General features: G+C 68.2%; 20 protein-coding genes. 15 read left to right on the forward strand and 5 right to left on the reverse strand.

Annotation, left to right across the window (positions count from 1 at the left end):
* Window positions 1–153: 153 nt before the first annotated feature.
* The 3 genes from VNN10_07275 (at window position 154) to VNN10_07285 (ending at window position 3801) form a co-directional block, all read left to right on the forward strand.
* Complete coding sequence (locus tag VNN10_07275; GenBank protein HXH21814.1) at window positions 154–1854, forward strand: carboxyl transferase domain-containing protein; 1701 nt, start codon at window positions 154–156, stop codon at window positions 1852–1854.
* A gap of 131 nt (window positions 1855–1985) precedes the next feature.
* Window positions 1986–3098, forward strand: a complete 1113-nt coding sequence (locus tag VNN10_07280) for an ABC transporter permease (GenBank protein ID HXH21815.1) — start codon at window positions 1986–1988, stop codon at window positions 3096–3098.
* The gene (locus VNN10_07285) at window positions 3091–3801 is read left to right on the forward strand and encodes an ABC transporter ATP-binding protein (protein ID HXH21816.1); all 711 of its coding nucleotides are present in this window, start codon (window positions 3091–3093) and stop codon (window positions 3799–3801) included. The genes VNN10_07280 and VNN10_07285 overlap by 8 nt, the downstream gene beginning before the upstream one ends.
* A gap of 15 nt (window positions 3802–3816) precedes the next feature.
* On the opposite strand, the gene VNN10_07290 is transcribed toward VNN10_07285, so the two are convergent.
* Window positions 3817–4530, reverse strand: coding sequence for a hypothetical protein (locus tag VNN10_07290; protein ID HXH21817.1), 714 nt, complete (start codon window positions 4528–4530; stop codon window positions 3817–3819).
* 78 nt (window positions 4531–4608) lie between these two features.
* Window positions 4609–5070 (reverse strand): glycine/sarcosine/betaine reductase selenoprotein B family protein, encoded by a 462-nt coding sequence (locus VNN10_07295; protein HXH21818.1) that lies wholly within the window; start codon window positions 5068–5070, stop codon window positions 4609–4611.
* Between the two features lie 467 nt (window positions 5071–5537).
* Between VNN10_07295 and VNN10_07300 the strand changes: the two genes are divergently transcribed.
* The 5 genes from VNN10_07300 (at window position 5538) to VNN10_07320 (ending at window position 9677) form a co-directional block, all read left to right on the forward strand.
* The gene (locus VNN10_07300; protein HXH21819.1) at window positions 5538–5972 is read left to right on the forward strand and encodes an S-adenosylmethionine decarboxylase; all 435 of its coding nucleotides are present in this window, start codon (window positions 5538–5540) and stop codon (window positions 5970–5972) included.
* 75 nt (window positions 5973–6047) lie between these two features.
* Window positions 6048–7076 carry a deoxyhypusine synthase family protein gene (locus tag VNN10_07305; protein HXH21820.1) on the forward strand — a complete coding sequence of 343 codons (1029 nt, stop codon included), beginning with the start codon at window positions 6048–6050 and terminating at the stop codon, window positions 7074–7076.
* Between the two features lie 67 nt (window positions 7077–7143).
* A complete protein-coding gene (locus VNN10_07310) occupies window positions 7144–8352 on the forward strand; it encodes a Fic family protein (protein ID HXH21821.1) in 1209 nt (402 codons plus the stop codon).
* A gap of 89 nt (window positions 8353–8441) precedes the next feature.
* Entirely contained in the window at window positions 8442–8666 is a 225-nt protein-coding gene (locus VNN10_07315; protein HXH21822.1) for an Ada metal-binding domain-containing protein, read from the forward strand.
* A gap of 405 nt (window positions 8667–9071) precedes the next feature.
* A complete protein-coding gene (locus tag VNN10_07320) occupies window positions 9072–9677 on the forward strand; it encodes a thermonuclease family protein (protein HXH21823.1) in 606 nt (201 codons plus the stop codon).
* Between the two features lie 3 nt (window positions 9678–9680).
* Here the strand turns inward: VNN10_07320 and VNN10_07325 are convergent, their stop codons facing one another.
* The 3 genes from VNN10_07325 to folP form a co-directional block, all read right to left on the reverse strand.
* The gene (locus tag VNN10_07325) at window positions 9681–11285 is read right to left on the reverse strand and encodes a LuxR C-terminal-related transcriptional regulator (GenBank protein ID HXH21824.1); all 1605 of its coding nucleotides are present in this window, start codon (window positions 11283–11285) and stop codon (window positions 9681–9683) included.
* A 109-nt stretch (window positions 11286–11394) separates the two neighbouring features.
* Window positions 11395–11937, reverse strand: a complete 543-nt coding sequence (gene folK, locus VNN10_07330; GenBank protein ID HXH21825.1) for a 2-amino-4-hydroxy-6-hydroxymethyldihydropteridine diphosphokinase — start codon at window positions 11935–11937, stop codon at window positions 11395–11397.
* Window positions 11938–12006: 69 nt separating this feature from the next.
* Window positions 12007–12843 (reverse strand): dihydropteroate synthase, encoded by an 837-nt coding sequence (gene folP / locus VNN10_07335; GenBank protein HXH21826.1) that lies wholly within the window; start codon window positions 12841–12843, stop codon window positions 12007–12009.
* 47 nt (window positions 12844–12890) lie between these two features.
* Here folP and speB point away from each other — a divergent pair, with 47 nt between their 5' ends.
* The 7 genes from speB to VNN10_07370 all read left to right on the forward strand — a co-directional run bounded on the left by speB (window position 12891) and on the right by VNN10_07370 (window position 18959).
* On the forward strand, window positions 12891–13883 hold the full coding sequence (gene speB / locus VNN10_07340; GenBank protein ID HXH21827.1) for an agmatinase: 993 nt from the start codon (window positions 12891–12893) through the stop codon (window positions 13881–13883).
* Between the two features lie 113 nt (window positions 13884–13996).
* Entirely contained in the window at window positions 13997–14422 is a 426-nt protein-coding gene (locus tag VNN10_07345; protein HXH21828.1) for a VOC family protein, read from the forward strand.
* 75 nt (window positions 14423–14497) lie between these two features.
* Window positions 14498–15451, forward strand: coding sequence for an aldo/keto reductase (locus tag VNN10_07350; protein ID HXH21829.1), 954 nt, complete (start codon window positions 14498–14500; stop codon window positions 15449–15451).
* 631 nt (window positions 15452–16082) lie between these two features.
* On the forward strand, window positions 16083–17423 hold the full coding sequence (locus tag VNN10_07355; protein HXH21830.1) for a MiaB/RimO family radical SAM methylthiotransferase: 1341 nt from the start codon (window positions 16083–16085) through the stop codon (window positions 17421–17423).
* The gene (gene amaP / locus VNN10_07360; GenBank protein ID HXH21831.1) at window positions 17420–18094 is read left to right on the forward strand and encodes an alkaline shock response membrane anchor protein AmaP; all 675 of its coding nucleotides are present in this window, start codon (window positions 17420–17422) and stop codon (window positions 18092–18094) included. Before VNN10_07355 ends, amaP begins: the two co-directional genes overlap by 4 nt.
* A complete protein-coding gene (gene scpB / locus VNN10_07365; protein HXH21832.1) occupies window positions 18091–18672 on the forward strand; it encodes an SMC-Scp complex subunit ScpB in 582 nt (193 codons plus the stop codon). The genes amaP and scpB overlap by 4 nt, the downstream gene beginning before the upstream one ends.
* Window positions 18669–18959 (forward strand): DUF503 domain-containing protein, encoded by a 291-nt coding sequence (locus VNN10_07370; GenBank protein HXH21833.1) that lies wholly within the window; start codon window positions 18669–18671, stop codon window positions 18957–18959. Before scpB ends, VNN10_07370 begins: the two co-directional genes overlap by 4 nt.
* Window positions 18960–18961: the final 2 nt, after the last annotated feature.

The following is an 18961-nucleotide window of genomic DNA, read 5'->3' on the forward strand; positions in this document are numbered from 1 at the left end:
CATTTACGCTAACGTCAATGTTCGCGGCCTCGCGCGTGGGGACGACGGTCGACCGATGGGCCGGGCCAAGTCGCTGCGCCCGCCTCGACGAGAGGCTATGCTGCGCGTGCAAGTGCCCGGGCGACCCCGCGCGCCCCGCGGAGGCTGGAACCGATGACGAACTGGGACCCTGAACTGGAAGAGCTGCGGCTCAAGCGCGCTTTGAGCCGGCGCATGGGCGGCCGCGAAGGCATCGAACGGCAGCACTCGCAGGGGCGGCTCACGGTGCGAGAACGCATGGACCTCCTGCTGGACCCGGGGACGTTCGAGGAGCTCTTCACGGCCTTCGGCGAAAGTCAGTACGACGAAGAAGGCCGCCTCACGGCGTTCCGGCCCGGCAACGTAATCGCCGGCTACGGCAAGATCGACGGCCGCAGCGTCGCCGTGCGCGGCGACGACTTCACGATCCGCGGTGGGGCGAGCGACAGTGCCGCCGCCGGGAAGCGCAGCATCGAACAGATGGCAGGCGGCCAGCGCATCCCGCTTGTCCTGCTCCTGGAAGGCGCCGGGGGTAGCATATCGACTGTCGCCCAGGACTACCGGGTGGAGGGGGCGCCAGAGCGCGCCGGGCCCCAGCTACACCGGGTGCAGGACCTCGAAGGAAACCTCGTGGCCCTTGGCCCGTCCGGCGTGCCCGGGTCGATCAACGTGCCCAGGGACTGGGACGGGTCCAACATCGTGCCGATGGCCGCGAAGAACGACATCGCGACCGTCCTGGCGCGGGGCAACCTGCTGGCCCAGGTGCCGGTAGTCGCCGCAGTGCTCGGGTCCTGCGCCGGCTGGATCGCCATCGCCGCGGTCGAGAGCCATTTCAGCGTGATGCTGAAGGACACCAGCGAGCTCTTCGTGGGCGGCCCGCCCTTGATCAAGCAAGCGATGGGCATTGACATCTCCAAGCAGGAACTCGGGAACCACAAGGTCCATGCCCAGCTCACCGGCGTGGTCAACAACGTCGCCGAAAGCGAGGAGGACGCCTTCCAGCAGATACGACGCTTCCTGTCCTACCTGCCGTCGAATGTCTGGCAGTTGCCGCCCCGCCAGACACCCTCAGATGACCCTAACCGGCGCGAAGAGTCGCTGGCCACGGCCATACCGCGTGACCGCCGTCTGACCTACGACATCCGCCGCATCATCCGCGCCGTGGTCGACAAGGACTCGGCGTTCGAGATCTCGCCCCTCTTCGGCAGGTCCCTGGTGACAATGTTCGCCCGGATCGACGGCTTCCCGGTGGCGGTGATCGCGAACGACTGCAGGCAGGACGGCGGCGCGCAAACGGCGACGGCCTGCCAGAAGTTCGAGCGCTTCGTGGACCTGGCAGACACCTTCCACCTGCCCATCGTCTACCTCTGTGACGTACCGGGGTTCAACATCGGGCCGGAGTCGGAGAGAGAAGGCACGCTGCGCTGGGCGCTGCGGGCGAACATGGCCGTGCGCGAGGCGACGGTGCCGTACTGCACGGTGTTGCTGCGGCGCTTTTACGGCGTCGCCCAGGGCGGGTCCAAGCGCGGCGGCAACGGCTTCAACATCCGCTACGCCTGGCCCTCGGCCGAGTCCGGCTCCATCCCGGCCGCGGGCGGCGTGGCCGCGGCGTACCGCCGGCTCCTGCAGGAGGACCCGGAGGCGGGAGAGAAGCTGCGGGTGCAGCTGGAGGAGCGCCTGAACCGCATGGCGTCCGTGATGCGGCGCACTAACCTGGCCGACGAGATCATCGACCCGCGAGACACCCGGCCGGCGTTGGTGGACTTCGTCCGGCGCTCGCAAGCGGTCAACGCGACCCAGCTCGGCCCGAAGCTGCGCGTGGGCATGCGCCCTTAGCCCCAGGCCGCACGACCTCCCGTGCGGCGCCGCGATGCCCAGCGGCTCGGCCCGCTTAGCGTCACTCCTGATGCCTCAGGGCACTTCCACCGCCCTGCGATACGCCGGATCATGGCCAGAGGAGGCGGACCATGACCTTCCTTGCACTCATCCTCAAGAACCTCTTCCGCCAGCGCATCCGCACGGGCCTTACGGTGCTGAGCATCAGTCTCGGTATCACGACGGTGGTGACCCTGGGCGTCGTTACGAACAGCCTGAAGAGCACGGCGGGCGAGATCATCCGCTTCGGCGGAGCAGACTTCATGGTCGCGCAGGAGGGCGCCGCCGACCTCAGCTTCTCCGTGGTTGCCGAGGACGACGTCGCTGCGCTCGCTCGCGTGCCCGGCGTTGCCCGCGCCCAGCCGGCGCTCGTGCACATTACGCGGCTCGGGTCCAACCCCTTCTTCTTCATGGTCGGCCTGCGGCCCGAGGACGTGGCCGCCAGCCCGCCGGCCCTGCGCTCCGGTACGGTGCTCAGCGGCGCGCCGGACGAAGTGATGCTGGGGCACAGGGCGGCGCGAGACCTCGGCGTCGATGTCGGGGATAGCGTGACGATTGACCAGAGGGAGCTCAGGGTTGTCGGCATCTATGTGACCGGTTCCCTGTACGAAGACGGTGGCGCTTACGCGCCGCTTGCCACCGTGCAGGACATAGCGGCGAAGACGGGCGTGGTCACCGCGGTCTTCGTCACGGCCGCGCCGGGCGCCGACCCGGCAGACCTGGCAGACGAGGTCGAAGAGCGCTTCCCGAACCTCGCCACCATCGCCGACGTGTCCGAGTACGGGAAGGTGGACCAGGGCATCACCCTACTCGACGCAGCCAACCTGGCAATCTCGATCCTGGCAGTCGGTATCGGCGCCATCGGCGTCATGAACACGATGGTGATGTCCGTGTTCGAGCGGACGCGGGAGATAGGCATCCTGCGGGCGGTCGGCTGGAGCGGCAGCCGCATCCTGCGCATGGTCCTGAGCGAATCCGTCTTTCTCTGCCTGATCGCGGCGGCTGTGGGGTCGGCGGTAGCGGTCGCGGCGACCCAGGCGCTCCTCCTGGTCGATACCATCCGCAACCTGCTCGAGCCGCAGTACACGCTCTCGGTGTTCCTGCGCGCCCTGGTCGTGGCCGTGGCCGTGGCGCTGGCCGGCGCCGCCTATCCAGCATTCCGGGCGGTGCGTCTCACCCCGATGGAGGCGCTCCGCTATGAGTGATGCGCGAAGGATCGTGGAGATGCGAGGCGTGGTGAAGACGTTCGAGGACGGACGCGTTCGCGCCCTGGACGGCGTCGACCTCGAAGTCTACGCCGGGGAGTGGGTGGCCGTGGTCGGGCCTTCCGGCTGCGGAAAGTCGACGCTGCTGCACCTGATCGCTGCCCTGGACCGCCCGGACTCGGGCACGATCATCGTCAATGGCGAGGACCTCGGTAAGGAGAGGGACCTTTCTCGTCACCGCGCCCGCGAAGTGGGGCTGGTGTTCCAGTTGGACAACCTGCTGCCCACGCTGACGGCGAGCGAGAACGTGCAGGTACCAATGTTCGAGGCGGGGATCAGCGCCAGCGAACGGCAGGCCCGCGCCCTGAACCTTCTTGACCTTGTCGGCCTGGCGGACAAGGCGCACAATCGGCCGAGCCAGCTGTCAGGCGGGGAACGTCAGCGCGTTGCGATCGCCCGGGCGCTCGCGAACGAGCCTGGCATCCTCCTCGCCGACGAGCCGACGGGCCGCCTCGACTCCACAAGCGGCCGCCGCATCCTCGACCTCCTCGACGACCTGCGCCGGAAACGCGGACTCACGATCATCCTCGTAACTCACGACCCCGCGGTGGCGGCGCGAAGCGACCGCGTCGTGCGCATGCTCGACGGGCGGGTGGTGGGAGAGGAACGGCTGCAGGCGGCGCCGGGCGCGGCGGCGTCCTGAGGCGTGCGCCAGGCCTCAGCGCCGCGCTGGCCGCTCGCGGAACACGGCGTGGATTAACGGCAGGGGCGGCGGCCGTTCGGCCGCGGGCAACGCCTCGGCCTCCGCGGCCAGGCGGTCGCGGATGCGGTAGAGCACATCGCCGAAAACGGTCTCGTGATACAACCAGCGGTTCAGCCGCATGGCGCCTGGCAGGGCAGCGCCGCTGGGTTGGGCAGCGGCGGCCTCCAGGTAATACGCCTTCATGTCCTCCACCAGCAAGCGCAGGGCCGCGCGCAGTGGCACATCGCCGCCGATGGGGGCTCCGGGCGTCTCGCCCGCGGCAACGGCTGCAAGGTACGATGCGGCCTCGCCGATGCGGGAGGCGGCGAGGCCGCTGGCGCCGAAGGTCGTGCGGCGAAGTCGGCGCACCGACTCCTCGTACCAGGGCATGAGGAGCCGGACCTCAGCCTCCAGCGCCTGCTTCAGCGAGGCGGCCGCGTCCGCGTGCGCCTGCAATGGAGGCAGGGGCAGGACGCAGCTCCAGCCGTCCTCCTGCGCCGTCGCATCGGTCGGGGAGTCGAACGGGTAGTCCTCCAGCACCGGCCCTGACGCGCATTCGAAGAGGCGCAGGAGGGCGCGCAGGACACCCAGTTGGAAGTCGCGCTGGTTCGGTGGTCCAAAGGGGCGCCCGAAGGGAAAGGAGACCCAGAGGGCGCGCGGCGGGTGGATGAACTCGGTGTGCTCACGCACGAGGCTGATCCCGGCAGTAGGGACGCCTTCGGCCTCGATGTAGTGTGCGAGCCCGCCGACGGCGCGCGTGCAGTTGGGTCAGACGGGTACGAGCACGGCGCCTGTGACGGCGTCGCGGCGCAACAATCCGCCTACCTGGCGGCCGGCGTCTTCCAGGCGCGTGGGGTCGGTCGCGCCCATGAAGGAGTAGTGCCAGGCGGCTACGGAGCCGATCTCGCCGCGCCGCGCAAGCTCCTTGAGGAGGTCGAGGGGAAAGACGACTTTGACGTCTTGCTGGAAGCCGGTGCGGTCGAAGTTGACGCTGCCGTGGCTCATGACGAGGCTGGCCGCATCGACCTCCCCGGGGATGATGCGGTAGTCTGTCGCGCCGCCGCTGAATCGGGCGTCCTCCTTCCGGTGCAGTCCGGCGGTGCTCACGATGGCGACGCGCATCTCACGCAAGGGCGGGGCAGGAGCCCAGGGCGTCGACTCGAAGGCGGGCAGCGGCAGGCGCCGGTAGGCGTCCGCAAGCTCGGGCGGCAGGTCGCTCAGCCTCACCATCGCAGCCCCGCTACTATAACGGCATTTCGGGCCAGGCCACCGCCTCGTTCAGGGGGATGCCAGTTGTCTAGTCCACCACGAAAGGAGGCAGGTGTCCGGCATCCGACGAACGAGTACAGAAAAATTGCTCCCTCTCAATCCCCTGTGCTATCCTGCGATGCGTGCCTATGACCTAGTGGTTCGGCGGAACGGTCCGCAGGCAGAAGTCGACAGGCACTAATCCAGGCCATCTGGTGGCTGCGGCGAGGCTCCAAGGGGAAAAGCGAGCCCGCCGGTTCCTTCGCAGGAAGGATGCCCCTCCTCCTCTCCCAGGACGGACGGGGAACGCTACTGGGGGCCTTTTATCGCGCCCATTTTCGGGCGTGTCCCTGAGGAGGGGGCAACCTTATCGGCAGGAGCCCGGCCGCAGACCAAGGCCAGGCCGGGCACAAGGTCGCCTGGGGCGGCAACAAGGAAAGGGGTGAGCTATGCACTTGACTGTTGACGGCTTCGGTGGGGACCGGGAGCTGTTGAGCAACGAGTCGTTGGTGCGCTCGCTCCTCGACCGGCTCCCCGGCGAGATCAACATGACCAAGATCACCGAGCCTCACGTCTTTCGCTATGTGGGCGACAAGGCGGAGGACTGGGGCATCTCGGGTTTCGTCCTGATCGCCGAAAGTCACATCGCCGTCCACACGTTCCCGGAGCGGGGCCTGATCTGGGCCGACGTCTTTTCGTGCAAGGCCTTCGACGGCGACGGCGCCGTGATCAGCCTCGCCCAGGCATTCAAGCTGGACTCGGTCAGGGTCGAGACGCACGAGCGCGGCCTGGAGTATCCGCACAGCATCGCCGAGGCGAAGCCCGTGGCGATGTATGAGCGGCGGCTTGTGACCGGCGCGCTGGTCGGCGCCGACTCCCACTAGGACCAGACGCGGCCGGTCGCGCCCCGCGCATCCCCGGCCGCTCCGTCCCCGCAGCCGCACGTCCAGGAGTCTGACATGTCAGAGTTCTTGCACACTCACGTCCGTCCCTTCGAGGTCCGGCCGGGGCAGACACCTTCGCAGCTCATGCACGGGCTGCACGGCACTTCCTTCCAGGCCCGCAACCTCGGCACCGCCACGCGCATCTGGAAGCGCATGATGGAGGACGAGATCACCATCTTCCTCGGCATCGCCGGGGCGATGGTCCCCGCCGGCATGCGCAACGTGATCCGGTTCCTCATCGAGAACCGGATGGTCGACGTCATCGTGAGCACGGGCGCGAACATGTTCCACGATGTCTACGAGACTCTCGGCAAGCCTCACTGGCAGACGGTGCCGGGAGGGCACGACATTGACCTCGGCAAGCACCGCATCAACCGCTTCTACGACGTCCTCGCGCCGGAGAGCGACTTCGCCGACGCCGAAGAGTTCGTCGTCGCCTTCGCGCAGACGCTGGAGGAGAACAAGCCGATCTCTACGCGCGAGTACTTCCGCCGTCTGGGCGAGGCCCTGATCCCGATGGCGAGCGAGGACGGCATCCTGACTGCCGCGGCAAAGCACGGCGTGCCGATCTACAGCCCTGCCCTCGGCGACAGCGTCCACGGCCTCGCCATCGCCACCGGGCGCGTGCGCAGCGGCCACCGCCTGGTGTTCGACATCATCGGCGACGTGCTCGAGACGTCGCACCTGGCGCTGACGGCGAAGGGTACGGGCGTGATTTACATCGGCGGCGGGACGCCGAAGAACTTCATCCAGCAGGCAGAGGTGGCGGCCTACATCTACGCCCGCGAGCTTCCCGGCCACAAGTACGGCATCCAGGTGACGATGGACCAGCCACAATGGGGCGGGCTCTCCGGCTGCACCTTCGAAGAAGCCCAGTCCTGGCGCAAGATCGCCCCGGATGCCGACTTCGTGACCGTGAACGTCGAGGCCTCCGTCGCGGTGCCGCTGATCGTGAGCGCGCTGGCGGACGAACTGGGTGAGAAGCTGCGCGACCGCAAGCTCCCCGAGCTGGACTTTGGCAGCAGCACCCGCGGCGAACGGTAGACGTTATTATACTGTTGGCCGTAAAAGTATAGTAACTGCGAGAACTAATAAAGGGAGCTTTGGTAGCTTGAACCGTAAGGCCTTTGCGGCACCAGCGGGTCGTCTAGTCTGGACCCCTGGCGGTTACTGGGCGTTTGTGCCGGAGCGCTTGAGCCGGCAAACTTCGCTGGATCCCGACGTCATCTATCTCCTTTCGGAGGCTGATCGCCACCTGGGCGAACTTGCGGGAATGGCAAGGGTGCTGCCGAACCCGCAACTGCTGATTGCGCCGCTAAGCCAGCGCGAGGCCGTGCTGTCCTCCAGAATCGAAGGCACTCAGGCCTCGCTCTCAGACCTCGCTGTATTCGAAGCTGCCGGCCGCGCGATCCCGGGTCTGAGCTCGGACGTGGTGGAGGTGCTGAACTACAGGCGTGCAATGTCCTTCGGCCTGGAGCGTCTCGCGGAACTCCCACTTAGCCTGCGGCTCGTGAGAGAGCTGCATGCCCATCTGATGAGCGGCGTACGTGGACAGGAAAAGGCGCCGGGAGAGTTCCGGAGCTCACAGAATTGGATCGGGTCGCCCGGCAGCAGTCTGGAAGAAGCCACCTATGTACCGCCACCACACACGGAGATGCATGACTGCCTGGCTGACTGGGAGCGCTTCCTGCACGAGGAGACCGTTACTCCGCCGCTCATTCGTTGTGCCCAGATGCACTATCAATTTGAAGCAATACACCCGTTCCTGGATGGAAACGGTAGAGTGGGCCGGCTGCTGATAACACTCTTCCTGTGCACCCTCGGCAGGCTCCCGAGCCCCGCCCTCTACCTCAGCCCGTACTTCGAGCGTCACCGCACCGAGTACTACGACCACCTGCAAGCAGTAAGCGAGCGCAGCGAGTGGCAGAACTGGTTCAGATTCTTCGCCAGGGGCGTCATAATACAGTCCCGTGACGCCCTTGCCCGCTTCGACCGATTACTCAAGCTCTACGAGGACTCGCGTCGCCAGTTGCTATCGTTTAGGGCCGCACCCTCGGTGCTTCGGTTACTGGAAGCTCTCTTCACCAGTCCCGCGGTTACCGTAGCATCCGCGGCTGCCACGTTGGGCGTGACGCCGGTAAGCGCCACTCACGCCATCGACACCCTTATCGAGCGTGGGATCCTTCAGGAGATAACTGGGCGCCGAAGGGATCGCGTGTTCTTGGCGCGGACCATACTGCGAGCCATTGAAGATCCGACCGAGGTCGAACGAGAAGACGCTAATGGGCCTACGCTATTTAAGCCAGGAGCCTCCCCCTAAAGGAGTGCGGCCCGGTATGAAGGCGCGGTTTATTTTCGTCGAACCTGACGCGCTAACCTGCTGACCCGCTAAAGTGCTGATCTGCTGACATGCCAATCCACGCCTGCCGCACCACTCGCATCTACTGCCTCGAGGACTGCCCGCCGGGGCGGCGCACCAAGCCCGAGAACCGCCTCTCCTTCCCCTCACGCGCCGAGGCTGAGGCCGCGGGCTTTCGCGCCTGTCGAGTCTGCCGCCCGGACGTCTACGAGGGGACCTGGCAGCCGAAGGCATCGCGGGCTGCGGTCCAGGGCCCGGGCCACCTGGCGAAGTAGCCTCCCAGGCGAAGTGGCGATGGCCGAGCCAGCGCAATCCGCGCGCGCTCGTGACGGGCGGCAACCCAAGCCAAGCCACGTCTCCGGCGTTCTCGCACCACGGAGGTAGAAGGCCAGCTTCGCTTCTGGCAGGTGTCTACGCCGACCCCATGGCGCTCCTGACCTGTGGCCCCTTCAGTCGATAATCGAATAAGAGAACGGATGTACAGCAAGCCAGCACCTCACCTCGGGGGCCTCTTGCTCCTGGCCGTCTTGCTCTCGCTCGCGTGCGAGGGCACGAGTCCCGTTAGGACTTCATCGGACACTGGAACGCCTGCCGCTACCTCACCCGCACCGCCAGCGGTTGCGCCGGCACCGACGGCAACGACGACGCCCGGCCGGCAGCCCGCGCGCGTCCTCAGGGTCGTGGACGGCGACACGATCGACGTGCAGCTCGACGGCGCGACCGTGCGCGTGCGCTACATCGGCATTGACGCGCCCGAGACGGTCGACCCCAGACGGCCGGTGGGCTGCTTCGGGGCGGAGGCATCGGCCCGCAACCGGGCGCTGGTCGAGGGCAGGCAGGTCGAGCTGGAGAAGGACGTGAGCGAGGCGGACAGCTTCGGCAGGCTGCTGCGCTACGTCTACGTCGACGGGGCCATGGTCAACGAGACGCTAGTGCGGGAAGGCTACGCCCAGGTCGCCACCTTCCCGCCGGACGTGAAGTACGTGGACCGCTTCCTGGCGGCGCAGAGGGAGGCGCGGGAGGCGAACCGTGGCCTCTGGGGCGCCTGCGTGGCGGCCACACCCACCCTGGCGCCCGGCGGCAGCGCTTGCCCCCAGGGCTGTGCGGTGCCGCCGCGCGGCTGCGTCATCAAGGGCAACATCAGCCAGGGCACGGGCGAAAAGATCTACCACGTGCCCGGCGGCGAGTTCTACGACCAGACGGTCATCGACCCGGCCCGCGGCGAGCGCTGGTTCTGCACCGAGGCCGAGGCCGTTGCCAATGGCTGGCGCAAGAGCCTGCGGTAGCGTTCAGCTTCCCTGCCACCAGGCGAAGTAGCGATCCCAGGGGATGTACCCATAGAAGCCAAACCAGAGCGCCGGGTCTTGAGCGGAGCGCGGCCACGAGAGGTCCGTGACTTTGACGGGAGTGCCGTCAGTGACGGGCAGCAGCCAGAGCGAAGCCACGTCCTCGGCGTTGTCGATGCGGGCGAAGAGCAGGCAGGAGCCATCGCGCGACCACAGGGGCCGCTCGTCGCGGTAGGCCGGGTCGTCCGTCAGCTGCCGCTTGTTGGCCCCGTCTGCGTCCATGACCCAGATGCGCCGCTGGCCCGCACCCTGCCTCGCGTCGTCGCCACCGCCGACTGGCCCTATGTCAGGCCCCGCGACGTAGGCCACCTGGCGCCCATCCGGTGACCACTCGGGCGAGAAGGCAGCGGTGTCGGTGCCCGTGAGAAAGGTCACAGCTCCGCTGGCCGTATCGACGACAGCGATGCGTTTGCGGGTCCATGTCTCGCGGCCAAACCCCTCTGTGAGGGCGAGTGCAGTCCTGGAGGCGAACTGACCTATCAGTTCGTCGCGGGTCAACGCCACGACGCCGAGCCTGCGTGGCGCACCACCGCCGACAGAAATGGCGTAAAGGGGCAGGCCATCAGCCGCGATGGACGCAGAGAACTGAGGATTCAATGAAGAGAGGATCGACGACCCGTCCGGCGTCCAGCGGAGCACCCCGACCTGCCCGCTCTCGGGCCCGGCATAGGCATCGTTCGCGTACAGCAGCTGCGCATTCGTCCCGTCGGCGTTCGCCACCCACAGGCTCGATAGGCGGCTATACGGCTCCTGTGAGCGGTTCAACGGTCCGTCAGCCGCGTACGCCAGCTTGGCGCCGTCCGGGCTCCAGTAGGGGCCTCGGATCGTCGTGCCAGCGGCAGCGCCAGGGAGCAAGGCCCGGATGCTGATGGTGCGAAGCAAGGCGCCGGTCGGCGCCTCAAGCCTGAAGCCGCCGGCGGGGTCGACGCAGGCGAGCTCGTCGGCGACCGGCGACCAGGCGACGCAGCCCGGTGCGGCGCGCCGGCGGCCGCCGTCCGCTCTGACCACGGTTTCGCCAGCGAGTAGCCACTCCCCGGACGGCGACCAGCGCGGGTAGGACATCTGCCCGTTGGTCGTGAGACGCACGGGCCTTCCGCCCGGGAGAGACATGACCCAAAGGTCGCCGTTCCGGATATAGGCGAGCTTGCCGAGACTGCCAGGTTCGCCGGTCGGGCCTGACTCCTGTGGGCCAAGGTCCAGGAGCAGCGCCAGGGCGAGCAAGAGTGCCGCGCCAACTACAACCAGGGCGCCAGCACCGGCCGCCACCTTCGCCGCCGCGCCGGGCGTTGCCTTCCTGAAGAGCAGAGTCAAGGGCGCCAGCGCGCCGAGTCGACGAGCCTCTCGCTCTGGCGTCCAGGCGGCGGCTTGTTCCCGGCTCGAAACGCCGAGCTTCGTGATGATCTCTGACACGTGGTACTTGGCGCCGTCGAGCGTGAGGCCGAGGCGGCGGGCAATCTGCTCATTGGTCAGCCCCTGCCGCAGCAACTCCAGCACTTGCCACTGACGCGGCGTGAGGATGTCAGGGTGTCTTGGGCGCCCGCGTCTCATCGCGGATCAATGTACCCGCGTGGGCTGCGAATTACTCTACCCGGACTGGCTTACCACCTCCTGGTGCTAGGCAGGATCGCCGCGAGAGTGGCTGCCGGCGGCCTGCCGGCTACGGCGCCGGCGCCTCCGCCGCAGATCGGGCCCGGACGCCGATGGTGCGGGCGTCGCGCCACCACTCACCCTCTGCGATTACCTCCGGCCGCTGCTGCCGAGAGGCGAGGTCGCTCAGCGGCGTCCCTGTCTGGGGGTGAATCAACCGCGGGTCGAGGTCGAGGAGCGGGAAGAGCACGAACGCCCGCTCGCCGAGCCGCGGGTGCGGCACCGTCAGCGCCTCGCTCTCGAGCACTAGGTCGCCGTAGAGGGCGATGTCGATGTCTATGGGCCGAGGGGCCCAGCGTGGAGCGGGGCGCCGGCCGATCATGTGCTCGACCCGCTTGGCGTGCGCCAGCAGGAGGTCCGCGCCCAGGCCGGTGACGACGCGGCAGGCAGCGTTGTAAAAGTCCGGCTGGTCGGAGCCGTCAGCCGGCGGCGATTGGTACAGCCGCGACACCGCCTCGACCCGCACGAGTGGACCCAGCATTCGCAGCGCCAGCGCGATGTTAGCCGCGCGGTTGCCGAGGTTGGAGCCGAGGGACAGGTAGATGCCGGCCATGGTGCAGAGTGCAGAGTAACCATCGCGGCGTGCAGGCGGAAGCCGCCCTCGTCCGTGCGCCATGCGCGCCTACGCCCGCCAGCCTCGGACGATGGCGTCGGCCATGCGCGCGACCTCCACCATCTCGGCGACATCGTGGACGCGCACGATGTCGGCGCCGTTGGCGATGGCAAGGGCAACGGTGGCTGCGGTCCCAAACAGGCGTCCCTCGACAGGCTTGTCGAGCACCGCGCCGATGGTGGACTTGCGGGACGTGCCCACGAGCAGGGGCAGACCGAGGTCGCGCAGCTCACCCAGACGCCGTAGCATCTCCAGGTTCTGTTCCGGACTCCAGCCGAAGCCGAACCCGGGGTCGGCGATCAATTTCTCGCGCGCCAACCCCGAACGCCCGGCGATGTGCAGGCTCTCCTTTAGCCCGCGGCGGATGTCACCGATCACGTCCTCGAACTCCCGCCCGCGCTGGTTATGCATCACCACCGCCGGCACCCCGCGCTGGGCGGCGAGCACTGCCAGCGCCGGGTCGTGGCGAAAACCCCAGATGTCGTTGAGCAGCGAGGCGCCGGCGTCGAGCGCCGCCTCCGCGACCTCGCGCCGGTAGGTGTCGATGCTGACAGGCAGGCCGACGCGCTTCACGATGCGCTCGATCGCCGGCACGACGCGCCGGATCTCCTGGGCGGCGCTGATCTCCTCGAACCCCGGGCGGGTGGACTGGCCGCCTACGTCCAGCAAGTCCGCCCCCTCTTCCGCGAAGCGCTCCGCCTGGCGCAGCGCATCCTCGGCGCGCGCCAGGCCATCGCCGGAAAAAGACTCGGGCGAGACGTTGATTATGCCCATGACGTACGTCCGCGCACCCCACACGAAGGTGCGGCCGCCAATCTCCAGGCTCCGGGGCGCGTCTGAGGTCATGGAAACAGGATAGAGAACAGGGAGCACTTCTCCGCTATCCTCAGGCCATGGTCTTCGAACGAATGCCGGCCGACCCCGCCTTCGCGGGCATACCGACCTTCCTGAAGTTGCCACACGTGGCCAGCGCCGAGCAGCTCGCGGCGGAGAGGCCGGATGTCGTGGTCGTCGGTGCGCCCTTCGATATGGCAGTCGTGAACCGGCCAGGCGCCAGGTACGGGCCACGAGCGATCCGCCAGGCGTCAAACCTGGGCCGGGCCGTCTACCACCTCGAGCTCGAGGTGCAGCCGACTCGCGTCCTGCGTGCATTCGACTACGGCGATGCCGCCATCGTGCCTTCGAGCATAGAGCGCTCGCACGAGGCGATCCGTCAGAAGGTCGCGGAGGTGGCCGCGCTTGGCGCCGTGCCTGTCGTCCTCGGCGGCGACCACTCGATCACGCTGCCGGCCGCGACGGCCGTCGCGGACGCGGTCGGACGCGGGAAAGTCGGCATCGTCCACTTCGACGCCCACGCTGACACGGCGAACGACAGTTGGGGCGTCCTGCTCGCCCACGGCACGCCGATGCGGCGGCTGATCGAGAGCGGCGCGGTGCCCGGGCCGAATTTCGTGCAGGTGGGCCTGCGCGGCTACTGGCCGCCGCCAGACGTGTTCGAGTGGATGCGGGCCCAGGGCATGCGCTGGCACTTCATGCACGAGATCGAAGCCCGCGGCTTCGACACCGTCCTCCAGGAGGCGATCGAACAGGCGCTGGACGGCCCGGAGGCGATCTACCTCTCGCTTGACATCGACGTCCTCGACCCCGCCTTCGCGCCGGGCACCGGCACGCCCGAGCCGGGCGGCCTGACGTCGGTGCAGCTGCTGCGCGCGGTGCGCCGGATCGTGGAGCGCGTGCGGCTGGTGGGCATGGACGTGGTCGAGGTCGCGCCGGCATACGACGGGCCCGGACAGATTACGGCCGAGGTGGCGCACCGGCTGGTGCTGGAGGCGCTCAGCGCCCTGGCCAGGAAGGCTTCCCCGAAGCCGAGCGACGCGAGCCCGTAGGGTCGCGAAAGTCTGCTGACGCCCGCTGTCAGTGGACCCCTCTCCCCCGCTATCGGTGCCAGAATATATGTGCTAGCCTGGGCCTCCCGCTAAAGAAGCAAAGGAGGTTCGAGATGGTAAGGGCAAAACCGGACAACTATCACACGCTAACGCCCTTCTTCCAGCTAAGGGGCGCCGACAGGTTCCTCGACTTCGTGAAGGACAGCTTCGGCGCCGAAGTCACGGAGCTCGTGCGCGCGCCGGACGGCTCCGTAATGCACGCCGAGTTCCGCATCGGCGATTCCATGGCCATGCTGGGTGAAGGCGACCCGAAGCCCCTGGCCCTGTACGTCTACATCGACGATGTGGACGGCGTGTACCAGAAGGCGCTGGCCGCCGGCGGCAGGTCGTCCCAGGAGCCGCGGGACCAGTTCTGGGGCGACCGCCAGGCAGCGGTGCTCGACGCCTGGGACAACATGTGGTTCATCGCGACTCACACGGAGGACGTGTCGCCGGAGGAGCTACAGCGCCGCATGGCCGCCGCCGCGCCGGCCGGATAGGCCGCGGCAGGAGGACTCCGGCGGCGAGTGCGGGTGCTACACTGCGTAGCACCCGCACTTGTTTCGGGAGGACGCATGCGCTACCGGATGCTCGGCCGCAGCCAGCTGATGACGTCGGAGGTCGGCTTCGGCGGCTGGGCGATCGGCGGCGGCTGGGGCCCGGTCGACGACGACACCTCCATCGCCGCGATACGCAAGGCAATCGACGCTGGCGTCAGCTTCATCGACACGGCCGACGTTTACGGCGAGGGCCACGGCGAAGAAGTGATCGGCAAGGCCCTCGAGGGCAACGCCAGGCACCGCGCCGTCATCGCCACCAAGGCAGGCCTGAAGGCCCCTTCAGGCCACGACTTCAGCCCGGCGCACATCGAGAAGGCCCTGGAGGGGTCGCTGCGGCGCCTGGGCACCGACTGGGTCGATGTCCTGCAACTGCACAACCCGACCCGGGCGGCGCTGGAGGACCCGGAGCTCTGGGAGACCCTGAAGCGCCTCAAAGCGGAGGGGAAGATCCGCGCCTATGGCGCCAGCGTCCGTTCGCCCCGCGAGGCCGTCCTTGCTATAGAGAACGGCGACGTGGACACCGTGCAGGTGGTCTTCAACGTGATCGACCAGGAGGCGCGCGAGCTCTTCGAGACGGCGCGCGCCCACAGGGTGGGCGTCATCGCTCGGGTGCCGCTCGCCTCCGGCTTCCTCACGGGGAAGTACTCCCACGACCACAAGTTCCACCGCACCGACTGGCGCGCCCGCCTGGGGCCGGCCCGCCGCCGGCAGATGCTGCGCCGGGCCGAGGCGCTCGACCCTGTCGCCCGCGGCGTCGGGTCGAGCAAGGCGCAGGCGGCGCTGGCCTTCGTCCTCTCCTACCGCGACGTCGCCGTCACGATCCCTGGCGTGAAGACGCCGGAGCAAGCGGAAGAGAACGCCGCTTCGTCCGACGTCGCGCCGCTGCCGGCCGAACTCCTGCGCTACCTCGAGCAAGCTTACGAGGAGACCGAGGCGCCGACGCTCAGCGCCGCGGCAAGCGAGGCCTAGCGGTGGCCGAGATCAGCCTCGCCATCCTCGTGTTCGGCGTCCTCCTCGTCGCTGACCCAGAGCGCCTCCAGCAACTGCTGGACCGCGTGCGCGACGTCATCAACTGGCTGGCCGAATAGCGCCGCCTTCGCCGGTCACCACTGCATGATTCGGCGCCCGATGGGCGCGGGGCGCCGCCCGTAGCGCGCCCAGCAGCGTGACAAGCCCCCGTCGAGGGAGAAGTCGCGGGCGCGGGCTTGGAAATTTCCTGCAATTTTGCAGTCCAGCTACTTGACAACGCGAACGCCTGTTCTAGACAATGGCGCCACGGTTAGAACATGTGTACTTAGGAGCAAGGGACATGGCACAGCGACGCCGCCTCATCTACCGCCCAAGCGGACCCCGTTGCCCTGACTGCGGCGGCCCCGTCGTCCACGGCGAGGGTTGCTTCCGCTGCCCGATCTGTGGATTCACGCGCTGTAGCTAGCCCCGCATCGGGGTGGACCTAGCCCACCCACCCCGCCCTCCGGAGCGGTGGCCTGCCGGACGCGCCAGCGTTTGACAGGCCACCGCTTTCGCTTATGATCCCTTCGGTGCGACCTTTCCATAACGCTCGCCAGCCCTCGCCCCTGGGTCGCGCCGGCAACCCACGATGACCCACCCCGCCACCTTAGAGGAGCCCGTTACGCCGGCAGCCAGCGACGCCGCGGACCGAGAGCGGCCGACCGTCGCCATCCTGACGCTGGGCTGCAAGCTGAACCTGGCTGACTCCGAGAGCATGGCGCGCCGCATGCGGGACGCCGGCTGGTCCGTGACCGAGAAGGCCCGGGGGGCAGATGCCGTGGTGGTGAACACCTGCTCCGTTACCCACGTGGCGGACGCCAAGGCGCGGCACCTCGTCCGCCTGGCGCGCCGCGAAGCCGCGCCTGGCGCTGCTATTGCCGTGACGGGCTGCATGCTCGAGACCGCTAGCCCCGAGGCCATCGGCGCCCTCGGCGCGGACCTGGCCTTCCGGCAACCTCAGCAGGAGGCACTGACGGCGGCGCTCGTCGCGACGCGGTCACCGACTATCGTCACGCCGGCCCCCACGCGCCCCTTCCGCACCCGCGCCTTCGTCTCCGCCCAGGAAGGCTGCAATGACGTCTGTGCCTTCTGCATCGTGCCCAAGACGCGTGGTCGCGAACGGGCGAAGAGCGCGACGGAGGTCGTCGCCCAGGTGCTCGCGCGTGAAGCCGAAGGCGTCCAGGAGGTCGTGATCACGGGGACGCAGCTCGGAGCCTGGGGACGGGGCCGGGCGGCGGCCGCGGGAGAAGCGGATCGTGGCCTCTATCCATTGCTGAAGGCGCTTCTCGAAGGGACTCGCGTGCCGCGGATCCGTTTGTCCTCCGTGCAACCTCAGGACCTTTCGCCCGAGACCATCGACCTCTGGCGGGACCCGCGCTTGTGCCGGCACTTCCACCTGGCGCTGCAGAGCGGCAGCGACGCCGTGTTGCGCCGGATGCGACGGCGCTACACGGCAGCGCAGTACCGCGCGGCCGTCGAGTCCCTCCGCGCGGCTATCCCCGGCGTTGCCATCACGACCGACGTGATCGCCGGCTTTCCGGGCGAGACCGATGCCGAGTTCGAAGAGACGTACGAGTTTTGCCGCGAACTGGCCTTCGCCGGCATACACGTGTTCCCCTACTCCCCGCGCCTTGGTACGGTCGCAGCGAAGATGACTGACCAGGTGCCCGAACCCGTGAAGAAGGAGCGAGTGCGCCGGCTCTTAGCGCTGGGGGAGGAGATGGCGGTGGCCTTTCGGTCTGCCTACGCCGGCAGGAGGGTTGAGGTGCTCTGGGAGTCCTCCCGGGAGACGGAAGCCGGCCGCACCTGGGAGGGCCTTACGGACACCTATGTGCGCGTATTCGCCGCCTCCGAAGCTGATCTGGAGAACCGGATCACGCCTGTCATGGTCACGCGCGTGGTCGAGGGCGGGGTGGAGGGACAGCTGTGAATCTCGTCAACCGCATCGTCGTCACGCTCCTGCTGCTCGCCCTGATTGCCGGCGCGGTCGCCGTCGTCGTCCTGGCCTGGGCAATGCCCGAGGACTCGATCGCGGGGCTGAGGGACGCCGTCGACTGGCTGGAAGAGAACAATGAAGACCTGCAGAAGGCGCTGCTCACGACTATCGCCTCCCTCGTTGCCCTCCTGGCCTTCACGGCGCTGGTGTTCGAGTTCGTGCCTTCGTCCGGCCCGGGCGTGAAGGTAACCGACGTCCAGGCCGGCGAGGCCATCCTGACCACCGCCGCCATCGGCCAGCGCATCGAGGAAGAGGTACGCGGAGTGGCGAACGTCTCCGACGTGCGCGCCGCCGTCAAGCCAAAGCGCAAGGGCGTCGAGCTTGCCCTCGAACTCCACGTGGACCCGCACGCCAATCTGGCGCAGGTGACGAATGAGTCCCTCGCCGCTGCCCGGCGCGTGCTGAACGACAGGCTGCACGTGGCGCTCCTGGACCCGCCCCGAGTCCGCCTTCACTACCGCGAGCTGAGACTGCAACGGCCGGACATGCGACCGGATGCAGCGCCTCCGCCGGCACCGCCGCCACCGGCCGAGGTAACGTCATCGCCGGGACCCGCCGTTGCGGCGCCAGATGGCTCCGGCGACCCGAGGCCCGATAGCGGATGAAGCGCCTACCTCGCCTCGACCGCGATAGCCTTCCCCTGGTCCTCGAGGGCATCCTCTTCGTGGCTGACGCGCCCGTAGATACGGCCTCGCTGGCCAGGGTCCTGCGACGGCCTCGGGAGGACGTAGAGGCAGCGCTCGCGGACCTGGAGTCGCACTACGAACGCCGCGGGCTCCGCCTGCAGCGCAGCAACGGCCTGGTACAGATGGTGTCGGCACCGGAAGCGGGACCGTACATAGAGCGCTTTTTGGGCGAGGAGAACAAGCAGCGCCTCTCGGGCGCCGCCCTGGAGTGCCTGGCGATTATCGCCTATCGTCAGCCGGTAACGAGGGCTGGGGTGGAGGCGGTGCGCGGCGTGAACTCGGACGGCGCCATCGCCTCCCTGATAGCGCGCGGCCTCATCGAGGAGGTGGGCCGGGCGCCGGGTCCGGGGCGACCCGCGCTGCTGGGGACGACCATGAAGTTCCTCGAGCACTTCGGCCTCAAGGATCCCTCGGACCTGCCGCCGCTGCCCGAGCAGCCATCACCGCCGAACGCGCAGCCGCGCCTGACGGACGCGCGAGGGTCCGGCCGGGCATGACCATCGGCCTCTGCCGGCTAACGCTGCGCCTGCCGGAGAACGGCTCGCTCAAGGGCAAGCGCCAGGTAGTGAAGTCCCTGCAGCAGCGCCTGCATAACAAGTTCAACGTCAGCGTGGCCGAGGTCGAGCACAACGATGCCTGGCAACTGGCCGGGCTCGCCATTTGCTGCGTCTCCAACAGCTCCGCCCACGCCAACGAGGTGCTATCGAAGGCGCTGGACTTCGTACACAGCCTGCGGCTGGACGCCGAGGTCATCGAAGAGGAGATCGAGCTGATCCAGGACTGAGG

The sequence above is a fragment of the Dehalococcoidia bacterium genome (genome assembly GCA_035574915.1).
GTDB lineage: Bacteria > Chloroflexota > Dehalococcoidia > DSTF01 > WHTK01 > DATLYJ01.